Raw genomic sequence first — 11,061 nt, forward strand, 5'->3', positions numbered from 1 at the left:
AAACAGTGAAGGGCCCACGGCGTGATCCCCGGCACCCGGCTTAATGACGGACTAAGAAGAAACATAGTGACTACGGCGTCGACAGGCGACCACAGGCACATTTTCAGCCCGGAACGGGCGCCCCGCAAGGGGCATACAAGCTTAATGTGCGTTTTTCGACAACGCTCTCTCACTTTCTTAAGGAAAGTGAGAGAGCGTCGCCGGTTTTCTTGCGTTAAGTGAGAGAGCGTTTCAGGCCGTGGGGGGGTGGGTGGCGCTTTGGGTAGGGTTGACGGCATGCCTTCGTTCCAGACCCGCCTGAAGATCACCGGCCTGAAGCCCGGCAATGCCCCCGAAGCCGTGATGGCCGCCGCGGTGGAGGCCTTGGAAACCCGCCACCACGTGGAGTCCAACCAGATCGAGCTCGCCGGCGGTGTCCCGCAGCTGAACCTCCGCTTCCTCGTGGAGGCCACCGAATACAACGGCGAGAACCATCAGGCGCGCGAATCGGCAGCCATGATGCGCGACGCCGTCGAACGCGTTGCGTTGACCGGCTCACTGATGGTGCTGCGACGCAACCGCGGCCGCTGGGCACCTGTGTAGAGGTCAGTCGCCGGGCGCCGGCTCATCCACCGGGGAGCGGGTGCCGCGCCGGCGGGTGACAATGACTCCGACGACGGCGCCGATCACCAGCCCTGCTCCCACACCGATCAGGGAGCTGGCCCAGAACGGCAGCTTGGTGGCCGAGCCGGTGAAGTAGCCAAGGCCCACCAGCCAGCTGGCCCAGAGGACAGCGCCGAGCCCGGCGCAGAGGCTGAAACCGCGAACCGAGACATCGGCAATTCCTGCTGCGGCCGACGTCGCCAGCCGTCCGCCCGGGATGAATCGGGCACCGATAATGGTCCCGTAGGTGGAAGAGCGGCCCGCCCTGGCGATCGCCGCATGGATCCCATGGTGGACCTTCCTGCCCCAGCGCCACCGGTCAAGCACGTGGCTGAGCCGGCGCTTGAAAAGCTGGAACACCACCATGTCTCCGAGCCAGGACGCCAGCGCCGCCAGGGCCGCCACGAGCAGAACGTTGGCCCGGCCGTCGGCCGAGAGAGCGCCGCCGGTGATCACCACCATCTCGGACGGGATGGGGGGGAAGATGGCGTCGCCGAGCACCGCGGGGATGATCCAGAAGTAGATCGCCGCGCCCCAGCTGTCTGCATTGCCAAAGTCCATGGCCACAAAGTACCGCACTTTCCAGCGGCGGGACGGGAGTCAGTGCACGGCTGGACGGAACCCGGCTACGAGATCACTCAACTGGCCTGATGGCGTAACGCCAAGTTCGCTTTTGAGCCGGTTCGCGAACATTGAGTAGGCACGGACTGCGGCGGACCTGTTCCCCGCGGCAAGATGGGCCTGGACCAGCAGGAGATGCGCCGATTCCCTGAGGGGTTCGATGCTCACTGCGGAAAGGGCCGCGATCACGGCCCTGCCGGGTTGGTCAGCCGCCAGATACTGCCGGGCCATGAGTTCCAGCGCGCTGAGGCGCATCTGCCGCAGGCGCTCCTGTTCGAAGATGACCCAGTCGTCATACCAGCCGGGCAGCAGCTCGGCCCTGCTCAGGTGGGCAAGGTAGTCGTCGGGAACCTGGGTTCCGGGCTGGGCGTGCAGCCTGGCGACGTGGCGCTGCAGGGCTGCGACGTCCACGCGGACCGATTCGTCCAGCTCCAGCGTGTCCGCGCCGGTGTGAAGCAGGTGCGGAAAGGAGTGGGAGATGCACCAGACGGTGGTGCGGAGGTTGCCCGCGGCCTGCGTTTCGCTGCTCTTCGGCCACAGCAGGCCGGCCAGGAAACTCCGGTGACGGCAACCGAGGAGCCCCACACAGGCGATGAGCCGCTGTTCACGGGTGGCTACCGTGACTGGATCGGTGCCGCAGTGCAACCGCCAAGCCCCCAGCAGACTCAGGTGCCAATCCTGTGCGAGAGCCACCGTCATGCTTTTCCCTCTCAAGCGTCCGGATTCCACGCATCCCCCAACTACCATCGTTGCACTCGGCCCAATCATGTCAAGCGATTTGAGTAAAGGGGGGTAGGGCGGACGGCCAAGTGGGGTAGGGGGGATCACCCGGCGGGGCGGTCGTCCGGTTGTAGCGAATCGAGCCACCGCCGGACCGCCAGCAGAATTTGGTCGGCGTCGGCCGCGGCTTCAACCAACTCGCCCTCGTGCCCTGGGCGGCTGGAGATCAAACGCGCCCGAATCTGGTTGTTTTGGGCAGGCTCCGCCCACGCTCGAATAACCATGGTGCCTTCGATGTCCGCCATGAGCGGGCGCCCTGCTTTCGTTGTCTGCAATTTGCAATCAGCCACGAACATTACTGCCCGGTAAGACCATCCTAGGCATAGAGTCCGGGCCGCCCAAGTCAAACAGTGTCACACCATAGTTTCACGAAATAACGCAAAAATAACGCGGTTGTAACGGGGTCACTACGGCCGGACGCGTTGACTGATCGGGAGACTTCGGAAGGGGGTGATTGATATGAAGAAGGAACTCACAATCCAAGAGCTGGAAAGCCAGCACGTGGAGCTGTTGCCTTCGCGGGAAACCCTGTTTCTGGACTCCACCAACTGGGCAAGCGTGGTCGCGAGCAATACCTCTCTTGCACTGAATGCCGGCTCATTGCTCTCATCGGCTAACAGCGCTGCTGTTCAGACAATCCTTGTAGCCCAGTAGTCCACGTGCTATTTGATATCTGAACCCCGGGTTCGCCTGGGGGAGAGAGGTGAGGTGCTATGGCAGCATCAAAAGAGCTGTCACCGGTGGAACTCGACGCCGAGGTTTTGGAACTGCTTCCTGTTCGGGAAACGCTGTTCTTTGACATCAACGTCGCACCCATTGTCGCTGTGAATCTTTCGATGGCCGTCAATGCGGCTTCAATAGGTTCCGTGGCTAATTCGGAAGCCTGGCAATCCCTGTTCGTAACTCAACAGTAGGCCTGCAGGATTCAATGCAACCTGATGGGCATGCTCCAATGTCGGGGCATGCCCACCCGCCCCAGTGATGAGTCCCTTCGTGCGGAAAATGACAAGTTGGCAGGGAAAGTGACAGCAACACCTGATGCCGCGTTTCTAGGCCGGTGGGTCCCGGCGCCCGGGATTGTCCTTCTGGGTCCGGTTGAAGGCTCAGGACTTAAGGACCACAGCTACCTGCTTCAGCGTGGAGACGGGCAGATTGTCCAACTTTCCGAGCTGCTCAACCTGGTGATGATTTCCCTCTCGGTGGAGAAATCCCTCGACGACGCCGCGCACCATATCAGCGACGCCTACGGCCGGGAGCTCAGCGTGAGCGGGCTGCGCCACCTGATCGACACCAGACTCGCGCCGATGGGGCTGGTCAGGGACGGGTCCGCCGATCCAGCCGGGGCCGAGCCCGTACCCGCGCCAAGGGCCAACCCGCTGCTGGCACTGCGGCTGAAGGGGACGCTTCTTCCGGAGAAGGCGGTCAATGCCTTGGCCGCGTTCCTGGCGCCGCTGTATTGGGGTCCTGTTGTGGTGACCGTCCTGGCGGCGTTGGTGTTAGTCGATGCCCTGGTCATTGCCAGGAGCGACTTTATGGCTTCACTGGAACAGATACTGCTCACCCCCGCCCTGTTGCTGGGCATCTTTGCGCTCCTGACGCTGGCTGCCGTGATCCACGAACTGGGCCATGCGACGGCGTGCCGGTACGGGGGTGCGCGGCCCGGGGTGATCGGCGTCGGCGTTTATCTTGTCTTTCCCGCGTTCTTCACCAACGTCACTGACTCATACCGGCTGGGCCGGGCAGGCCGGATCCGCACCGACCTCGGCGGGCTGTACTTCAACTGCCTCTGCCTGATCGGTTTGGGCGCAGCGTACCTCCTGACAGAACAGGCATTCTTCCTGCTGGCGGCCGGTCTGATGCATTTCCAGATGATCCAACAACTGGTGCCGACGCTGCGTTTCGACGGCTACTTCGTGCTGGCCGATATAGCCGGCGTCCCCGACCTGTTCAACCGGATCCGCCCGGTCCTGCTCAGCCTCATCCCGGGCCGCCCCGTGGATCCGCTCGTCACCCAACTCCGCCCATTCGCCCGCCGCATCGTCACCGCGTGGGTTGCCACCGTAGTGCCGCTCCTGATCCTCTCGCTCGGCTGGATGCTGGTCAACCTGCCCGCGATCATCGAGCAGGCGGCTTCCGCCATCCGACGTCACGCGGGGCTTGCCGCCGCCGCCGTCGAAACGGGGGATCTGCCCAGCGCGGCGCTCTCCACGTTGTCCATCCTCATGTTGTCCTTGCCGATGGCCGGCCTGGCCATCCTGCTGTACAGGCTGCTGTCCGGCGTGCTCGCCCTCTTCCGGCAGCTCGGCAGGCGCCTGTTCCGGAGCCCGTTGCGTTCGACGGCGGAGCCTGAGGCCGTGGTGCCACGGCACCTCCGGGCGGTACCGCCAGGGGCAGGGAAGCCATTGCAGATGGGGAAGCCACTACAGAAAGGAAGGTCCGCCATGGCTATTGCCGTCCCTCCCGCGGCCATGCCCGACAACAACGTCCCCCCGGCTCCGCTGCGCTCGCCGTCACATTTTGAGGCGGCAACGCATCTTCAGGCGCCGGCCCCCGCTGCGGCTTCCGGGTCTGTGCCCGGGTCTGCTTCCGGGCCTCTGCCCGGGTCCCTGTCCTGGCCCCCAACCGACGACGACGTCCCCACCCTGCAGGATTTTCTCGCCGACAGGCCGACGCCACCGTCAGCCCTGGCCGAGGGCGGCTGGCAGGGTGCCATCCGGCGGCTCACCGGCAATGCAATCAGCCCCGCACCCGGGCGCCGGGAACTGGCGCACTTGCGGGCTGTCGAAGACGTTCAGCGGCGGCTTGACGGCCCCAGGACCGTGGTTGTGGTCAACCCGAAGGGCGGTGCGCATAAAACCACGGCAACGCTGCTTCTCGCAGCAACTCTAGGTATCCAGCGCGGCGGTTACACCCTCGCGTGGGACAACAATGAAACCCGAGGCACGCTGGGGTGGCGTGCGCCGATGGCCGGGCACACCGCCACAGCCGTTGACCTCTTGCAGGAGGTGGACCGCTTCGAGGACCCGGCCCTGGGCCGGATCGGGGATCTGGACCGGTTCGTCCGCTATCAGGGGTCCGCCCAGTTCGACGTGCTGGCCTCGGACGAGGACGCCGCGGGGGCCGCCACCATCGGAAGCCGCGAGTTCGACCGGTTGCACTCGGCGCTCCGCCGTTTCTACCGGATCATCATGGTGGACACGGGCAACAACATGCGGTCCTCCAACTGGGAGGCCGCCGTGGAGGCGGCAGACGAACTGGTGATCGTCTCCACACTGCGCGAAGACACCGTGGCCAGTGCCGTGTGGCTGGTGGACGGGCTCCGCGAACGCGGCTTCCAAGCCAAGATCAGCAACGCCGTGACCCTGCTCGCCGCACCATCACGGCACACCGACGTGCAGCTTCATCAGCGGACGCGGGCCCACTTCGAGAGCCTCACACGTGAGGTCCTCGACGTTCCCTATGACACCTCTCTTGTGGCCGGCGGACCGCTCAGTTACCAGGCGCTGCAGCCGGAAACGCGGGAGGCCTGGCTCCGTGCCTCGGCGGCGGTGATGCAGGGCCTCTGAGCTGCCGCATACGGACCATGCGGCCGTTTATCCGGGCGTCCGCACATGCGAAACTGGCCGCATGCGGATCAGCATCCTCCAAGCCGACATCACCACCCGCAACGTAGACGCAATCGTCAACGCGGCCAACTCCTCGCTCCTGGGCGGCGGAGGGGTGGACGGAGCCATCCACCGGGTGGCAGGGCCCGAACTCCTGGCCGCGTGCCGCGAACTCCGCGAGGCCAGCCTGCCGCACGGGCTGGCCGTGGGTGCCGCCGTCGCCACTGCCGGATTCCGGCTCCCGGCCCGCTGGGTCATCCACACCGTGGGGCCGAACCGGCGCGCGGGGCAGACTAACCGGGCATTGCTGGTTTCCTGTTTCAGCGAAAGCCTGCGGCTGGCGGATTCGCTGCGTGCTGCTTCCATCGCTTTCCCCGCGGTGGGCGGCGGCGTTTACGGCTGGACAGGGCGGCGAGTGGCCGAGGCAGCGCACGACGCCGTTACCGGGCTTGGTGCCTCGCATCCGGAGAGCGCACTTGAGCGGGTCGAGTTCGTGCTGTTCAGCTCCGAGATGGAGGACGCCTTCAGCGCGGTGTTTGAGCAGCCTCGCTGAGTTCCAGCCGGCTGCGGTATTCGACGGGCTGGTTGCTGATGGGGTCCACGAACCGGATGCCGCGGGCCAGCAGCTGCAGTGGTTTGGCGTAGTCGTCCGGGGCCTTGTCCAGCAGGTCGGGGTAGAACGCGTCGTTCACGATGCCCAGGCCCAGCGACGCCATGTGGACCCTGAGCTGGTGCGTCTTCCCGGAGTGCGGCTCGAGCCGGTACCGCGCCAGCCGCTGGTGACCCTGGTTGCCGGAGCTCGCGGTGAAGGGCGCGCGCGAGGAGGTGCCGGCGTCGAACGTTTCCAGCCGTTCGATGCGGGTTTCCGCGTTCGGTTCGCCGGCGATCACTTCGGCCAGGAGGTAGCTGCGGGACTTGGTCATCCTGTTGCGGACTACCACGGGGAAGTCGACGGCGGGGTACCCGGCGGCGGGCTCGGCGGCAGAGACGCACTCGTATTCCTTCTGCACCTGGCGCTTTTCGAAGAGCACCTGGTACTTGCCGCGGGTTTCGGGGTTCGTGGACAGCAGGAGCAGGCCCGCCGTCATGCGGTCCAAGCGGTGCATGGGGATGAGGTCCGGCAGGTTTAGCTGGTTCCGCAGCCGCACCAGGGCCGATTCCTGGATATAGGTTCCGCCGGGGGTGGTGGGCAGGAAGTGCGGCTTGTCCACCACCAGCAGGTGCTCATCCTGATGCAGGATGCTGATCTCCACCGGGATGCGGGTCTCCGGGGGAAGGGTGCGGTAGTACCAGATGAAGGTGTGGTCATCGAGTTTCGTGGCCCGGTCCAGCGGGATGCCGCCCTCCCCGACGATCTCACCGGCGTCGAAACGGTCCTCGATGCCCTGCGGATCGATGTGGCCCCAGCGGTGCATCATGTAGTCCATCGCGGTGGTCCACGGCCCCTCGTCCGGGAGGCGCAGGCGGGTGGCGTTGACGCCGTCGCGCACGGGGAGGGGGGATTGCATCACCGGTCCATTCTACTTTGCGTTGCGGGCCGGCTCGGGCCTTGCTGGCACTGTCCCGCCCACTCGCCGGAATGCGCCGCACTCGCCGGAACGTTCCGGCGTCCCCGGCGTGCTCCGGCGATCCGGGTGCTCCGGCGTCCAGCCGACGGTAAAAAAGTTCTTGACAATAAAAGTTGTCGGTAGCCATACTTGAAGCATGTTGGACATCGAAGTGATCGAGGACCCCGCTGCGGCGGAAGCGTCGCTGGACCCGATCCGGACCCGCATCCTCCACGAGTTGGCCGAAGCGGGATCCGCCACGCAGCTCGCCGCCAAGGTGGGCCTGCCGCGGCAGAAGGTCAACTACCACCTGAAAGCCCTCGAACGGCACGGGCTGGTGGAGCTGGTGGAAGAACGGCGCAAGGGGAACGTCACCGAACGCGTCCTCCAGGCGACGGCGGCCTCTTACCTGATTTCCCCCCTGGCGCTCGCATCGGTGGCGCCGGACCCGCACAGGTTTTCCGACCGCTTTTCCGCCTTCTGGCTTCTTGCACTTGCCGGGCGCATGGTCCAGGAAGTGGGCAAGCTCATCGCCGGTGCCGCGGCGGCCCGGCAGAAGCTGGCCACGTTCGCGATCGACGGCGAGATCACCTTCCGCACGGCATCGGACCGGGCCGCATTTGCCGAGGAACTCGGCGTCGCGGTGACCCGGCTGGTGGACAAGTATCACGACGCCGGCGCATTGCCACCGAACGGGCCACGCACTTCGGCGAGCGGCACTCCGGCGGGCGGCGGCCGGAAGCATCGCCTCGTCGTCGCCCTTCACCCCGTACTCAAGACCCCTACCAAAACCCCCTCAGCGAAGGAGCAGGACAATGACTGACAAGCGCGAATTTGAGATCGTCTACGACACCGAGCTGCCGGGCACTCCCGAGCGCGTCTGGGAGGCCGTGACCGAAGGCACTCCGGCCTGGATGTTCCCCACGGACCAGTGGCCGGCCGTCAAGACCGTGCAGGAATACCCAACTCACCTGGTCTCCCGAATGGACGGCCCGGATGGCTGGTTCAATCAGCTCGAGCACGTCCTTGCACCCATCGACGGCGGCCGCGCCAAGCTGCACTATGTGCACAGCGGGATCTTTGCCGATAACTGGGATGAGCAGTACGACGGCGCCAGCCGGCACACCGAGTTCTACCTCCACACCCTCGGCCAGTATCTGGCGCACTTCGACGGCCAGCCGGTGGTGTTCACGGACATCCAGGGACCAGCGGCCTCGCAGACGCCGGACGGATTCGATCGGCTGAAGAAAGCCCTGGGCGTGGACTCTGCGGTGCAGGGTTCCGCAGTGGAGGTGGAGGTCGACGGCGTCGGGCAGCTTTCCGGGGAAGTGGACTTCACCAACGAGCACTTCCTGGGGCTGCGGACCGCCGATGCGATGTACCGGTTCTTCGGCCGCAACGCCTTCGGCGCACCGGTGGGCATGACGGTCCACGATTTCAGCGGCAGCGGCGACTCGGAAACCACTGCCAAAGCCTGGGGAGGGTTCCTCGCACGGGTTTACGGGTAGGCCGGTTCCGCGTCACCAATCCTTCTCCGTGTCACAGGTTTAGGCGATCGCGACGGCGGGGGCCGGCTTGAGGGTGCGGCGGAGCTGCGGGGTGGCCCGGAGCCTGTCCTGGGCTGAGCGCAAGGCCAGCACGGCTGTCTCCAGTTGTGCCGGCGGCAGGCTGAATGGCACCCGGAGGTAGCGTTCGAAGGCGCCGCCGACTCCGAATCGCGGACCGGCGGCCAGCCGGATGCCAAATTCCGGGGCGATAACTGTCAGCGCGGTGCTGACAGGCGCCGGCAGCCTGCACCAGACGGAGAGGCCACCGGACGGGCGTTCCGTTTGCCAGTCCGGGAGGTGCCCGGCCAGCAGTTCCAGCAGCGCGGCGCGGCTGTCCCGGAGGGCGCCAAGCCGGGCAGGAAGCGGTTCGTCCAGTGCGCGGACCAAGTGGGCAGCGGCCAGTTGTTCCATGATCGGTCCACCCAAATCCAGGGATGACCGTGCTGCGGCAAACCGCTGGATCATTGCTTCCGACGCGCGGATCCAGCCGGTCCGGAGGCCGGCCCAGTGGGATTTGCTGAGCGAGCCGATGGTTACTACCGCGTGGCTGAAGGCAGCCACGGGAGTGGTCACGGCGCCGTCGAGGTTCAACGCCCGAAGCGTCTCATCAACCACCAGGACAGTTCCGGCGTCCGCTGCCATGCGGACCAGTTGGCGGCGCTGGGTGTCTGGCATCAGTTGCCCTGTGGGGTTGTGGAAGTCCGGAACTACGTAGGCCATTTTGGGGCGTTGCTGCATCATGGCGGTGCGCAGGGCAGGCATGTCCCACGCCAGGGCAGGCGAATTGCCCGGGGATCCCGCAGCGCCGGCACCCGGGTGCGTGCCGGCGTCGTGCAGTGACGTGAACGCCACAGGAATGGCCCGGCAGCCCGTCGCCCGGATGGCATCCAAGGCGTTCGGATAGCTCGGGTGTTCCACCAGAACCCTGTCCTGCCGCCCGGCCAGCGCGCGGATGATGATGTTCAAGGCGTGCTGCGCTCCCGAGGTCACCAGGATCTGATCGGCAGTGGTGGGCGCGCCCGCAGCGGTGTAGCGCGCGGCCACTGCCTCGCGCAGGGGGAGCAGGCCGATGGCGTCGTAGCCGAAACCCGGCAGGAGCGCGGGCAGTTCGGTGAGGGCTGCTGCGAACGCACGGTGTACGACTTCGCCGCTGGCAGGCTGCGATGCGTGGGCGAGGTCGATCAGCCCATCGGATGTGGCAAGCCCGGGTGCCGCGAGCCCGGGCGTGGCAAACTCCAGCGCCGCGGTTTTGTGCCGCGGCGTCCCTGCAAGGTTGTTTGCAGGTGTGGATCCCGGCCTATTGAGCGACGCGGGTCCCATCGGCGTCGGGCGCGGAATTCGGGTGCGGCCCCGTAAGCCTTGCCCGCTGCTGAGAAATCCTTCCTCGCGGAGGAGGGCGTATGCAGCCGTCACCGTGGTGCGGCTGACGCCCAGCACCTCGGACAAGGCACGCTCGCTGGGCAGTGCGGTGTCTAGGGCCACGCGGCCGTCCAGGACCAGGAGGCGCACGACGGCGGCCAGTTCGCGGTAGGCGGGCGCGGCGCCGAGGTGCCACTCGCCCAGGAGGCGTCGCAGCGCGGCCGGGTTGAGCGATGCAGACATGAGGCCAGTATCTCAAACTGGCTATGTAATTCAATGCCAGTTCTCTGGCAGGGTAGTCGTTATGTTGACCCGTAGAGTCCTCCAGCTTTTCGTCGGCCTGGCCATGTATGGCCTGTCGCTGGCCCTGTTCATCCGCGCCGGCCTGGGCCTTGACCCTTGGGATGTGTTCCACCAGGGCGTTGCGGGCAGGACCGGATTGAGCATCGGCATGGTGGTGGTCATCGCGAGCTTTGTGGTGCTGCTGCTGTGGATCCCGCTGCGGCAGAAGCCCGGTTTCGGAACGCTGGCCAACGCCGTTCTGGTAGGGGTTTTCGCCGACGTGGGGCTGGCGTTGATCCCCGTGTTCTCCCATTTGGGCGGCCAGATCGTGATGCTCGTCGGGGCGGTGGTGCTGAACGGCATTGCAACCGCCTGTTATATCGGCGCACGGTTCGGTCCGGGGCCCAGGGACGGCCTGATGACGGGACTGGCGCGGCGGACCGGCTGGTCGGTGCGGATCGCGCGCACTCTCATTGAGGTAGTGGTGCTCGGCATCGGGTGGCTGCTGGGCGGTTCCGTGGGCGTGGGCACCGTGGTCTATGCCCTGGCGATCGGGCCCCTGGTCCATCTGCTGCTGCCATGGTTTATGGTGCCGGCTCCCGTCAAGGAGGCCGTCGCGCCCGAGTCCCGGGGACGTGACGCGCTGCGCTCCTAGCCCACCAGCGGCTGGTCCCCCGG

General features: G+C 66.1%; 13 protein-coding genes. 8 read left to right on the top strand and 5 right to left on the bottom strand.

The features are described 5' to 3' along the window. The first annotated feature begins 276 nt into the window (after positions 1-276). Positions 277-582, top strand: a complete 306-nt coding sequence (locus tag AB4Y73_RS16060; RefSeq protein ID WP_441872893.1) for a hypothetical protein — start codon at positions 277-279, stop codon at positions 580-582. 3 nt (positions 583-585) lie between these two features. Here AB4Y73_RS16060 and AB4Y73_RS16065 read toward each other — a convergent pair whose 3' ends face one another. From AB4Y73_RS16065 to AB4Y73_RS16075, 3 genes are all read right to left on the bottom strand, one after another. Next, positions 586-1,203 (bottom strand): DedA family protein, encoded by a 618-nt coding sequence (locus tag AB4Y73_RS16065; RefSeq protein WP_441872894.1) that lies wholly within the window; start codon positions 1,201-1,203, stop codon positions 586-588. A gap of 39 nt (positions 1,204-1,242) precedes the next feature. Continuing rightward, positions 1,243-1,962, bottom strand: a complete 720-nt coding sequence (locus AB4Y73_RS16070; RefSeq protein ID WP_441872895.1) for an AfsR/SARP family transcriptional regulator — start codon at positions 1,960-1,962, stop codon at positions 1,243-1,245. A gap of 125 nt (positions 1,963-2,087) precedes the next feature. Beyond that, positions 2,088-2,288 (bottom strand): hypothetical protein, encoded by a 201-nt coding sequence (locus tag AB4Y73_RS16075; protein ID WP_441872896.1) that lies wholly within the window; start codon positions 2,286-2,288, stop codon positions 2,088-2,090. A gap of 214 nt (positions 2,289-2,502) precedes the next feature. Here AB4Y73_RS16075 and AB4Y73_RS16080 point away from each other — a divergent pair, with 214 nt between their 5' ends. The 4 genes from AB4Y73_RS16080 (at position 2,503) to AB4Y73_RS16095 (ending at position 6,201) form a co-directional block, all read left to right on the top strand. Next, complete coding sequence (locus tag AB4Y73_RS16080; RefSeq protein ID WP_441872897.1) at positions 2,503-2,697, top strand: hypothetical protein; 195 nt, start codon at positions 2,503-2,505, stop codon at positions 2,695-2,697. Between the two features lie 59 nt (positions 2,698-2,756). Next, the gene (locus AB4Y73_RS16085) at positions 2,757-2,957 is read left to right on the top strand and encodes a hypothetical protein (RefSeq protein ID WP_441872898.1); all 201 of its coding nucleotides are present in this window, start codon (positions 2,757-2,759) and stop codon (positions 2,955-2,957) included. Between the two features lie 108 nt (positions 2,958-3,065). Further along, complete coding sequence (locus AB4Y73_RS16090) at positions 3,066-5,609, top strand: hypothetical protein (protein ID WP_441872899.1); 2,544 nt, start codon at positions 3,066-3,068, stop codon at positions 5,607-5,609. A gap of 61 nt (positions 5,610-5,670) precedes the next feature. After that, a complete protein-coding gene (locus AB4Y73_RS16095) occupies positions 5,671-6,201 on the top strand; it encodes an O-acetyl-ADP-ribose deacetylase (RefSeq protein WP_441872900.1) in 531 nt (176 codons plus the stop codon). Here AB4Y73_RS16095 and AB4Y73_RS16100 read toward each other — a convergent pair. Further along, positions 6,173-7,156, bottom strand: coding sequence for an RluA family pseudouridine synthase (locus AB4Y73_RS16100; protein WP_441873033.1), 984 nt, complete (start codon positions 7,154-7,156; stop codon positions 6,173-6,175). The genes AB4Y73_RS16095 and AB4Y73_RS16100 overlap by 29 nt on opposite strands. 196 nt (positions 7,157-7,352) lie before the next feature. Between AB4Y73_RS16100 and AB4Y73_RS16105 the strand changes: the two genes are divergently transcribed. Both AB4Y73_RS16105 and AB4Y73_RS16110 read left to right on the top strand, forming a co-directional pair. Beyond that, positions 7,353-8,018: a helix-turn-helix domain-containing protein gene (locus tag AB4Y73_RS16105; protein WP_441872901.1), complete on the top strand. Its 666-nt coding sequence runs from the start codon at positions 7,353-7,355 to the stop codon at positions 8,016-8,018. Then, positions 8,011-8,703 (top strand): SRPBCC family protein, encoded by a 693-nt coding sequence (locus tag AB4Y73_RS16110; RefSeq protein WP_441872902.1) that lies wholly within the window; start codon positions 8,011-8,013, stop codon positions 8,701-8,703. The genes AB4Y73_RS16105 and AB4Y73_RS16110 overlap by 8 nt, the downstream gene beginning before the upstream one ends. Before the next feature lie 39 nt (positions 8,704-8,742). On the opposite strand, the gene yczR is transcribed toward AB4Y73_RS16110, so the two are convergent. After that, the gene (gene yczR, locus AB4Y73_RS16115) at positions 8,743-10,344 is read right to left on the bottom strand and encodes a MocR-like transcription factor YczR (protein WP_441872903.1); all 1,602 of its coding nucleotides are present in this window, start codon (positions 10,342-10,344) and stop codon (positions 8,743-8,745) included. A 61-nt stretch (positions 10,345-10,405) separates the two neighbouring features. Between yczR and yczE the strand changes: the two genes are divergently transcribed. Then, a complete protein-coding gene (gene yczE, locus AB4Y73_RS16120) occupies positions 10,406-11,038 on the top strand; it encodes a membrane protein YczE (protein ID WP_441872904.1) in 633 nt (210 codons plus the stop codon). The last annotated feature ends 23 nt before the right edge of the window (positions 11,039-11,061 follow it).

Source organism: Pseudarthrobacter sp. TAF60_1 (assembly GCF_052113505.1).
In the GTDB taxonomy this organism is placed as follows: Bacteria; Actinomycetota; Actinomycetes; order Actinomycetales; family Micrococcaceae; genus Arthrobacter.

Excerpts from the sequence above, each read along its gene's own strand:
- AB4Y73_RS16060 (WP_441872893.1), top strand. The coding sequence starts at position 277 with ATGCCTTCGTTCCAGACCCGCCTGAAGATCACCGGCCTGAAGCCCGGC.
- AB4Y73_RS16075 (WP_441872896.1), bottom strand. The coding sequence starts at position 2,288 with ATGGCGGACATCGAAGGCACCATGGTTATTCGAGCGTGGGCGGAGCCT.
- AB4Y73_RS16085 (WP_441872898.1), top strand. The coding sequence starts at position 2,757 with ATGGCAGCATCAAAAGAGCTGTCACCGGTGGAACTCGACGCCGAGGTT.
- AB4Y73_RS16080 (WP_441872897.1), top strand. The coding sequence starts at position 2,503 with ATGAAGAAGGAACTCACAATCCAAGAGCTGGAAAGCCAGCACGTGGAG.
- yczR (WP_441872903.1), bottom strand. The coding sequence starts at position 10,344 with ATGTCTGCATCGCTCAACCCGGCCGCGCTGCGACGCCTCCTGGGCGAG.
- AB4Y73_RS16110 (WP_441872902.1), top strand. The coding sequence starts at position 8,011 with ATGACTGACAAGCGCGAATTTGAGATCGTCTACGACACCGAGCTGCCG.
- yczE (WP_441872904.1), top strand. The coding sequence starts at position 10,406 with ATGTTGACCCGTAGAGTCCTCCAGCTTTTCGTCGGCCTGGCCATGTAT.
- AB4Y73_RS16065 (WP_441872894.1), bottom strand. The coding sequence starts at position 1,203 with ATGGACTTTGGCAATGCAGACAGCTGGGGCGCGGCGATCTACTTCTGG.
- AB4Y73_RS16105 (WP_441872901.1), top strand. The coding sequence starts at position 7,353 with ATGTTGGACATCGAAGTGATCGAGGACCCCGCTGCGGCGGAAGCGTCG.
- AB4Y73_RS16100 (WP_441873033.1), bottom strand. The coding sequence starts at position 7,156 with ATGCAATCCCCCCTCCCCGTGCGCGACGGCGTCAACGCCACCCGCCTG.
- AB4Y73_RS16095 (WP_441872900.1), top strand. The coding sequence starts at position 5,671 with ATGCGGATCAGCATCCTCCAAGCCGACATCACCACCCGCAACGTAGAC.
- AB4Y73_RS16070 (WP_441872895.1), bottom strand. The coding sequence starts at position 1,962 with ATGACGGTGGCTCTCGCACAGGATTGGCACCTGAGTCTGCTGGGGGCT.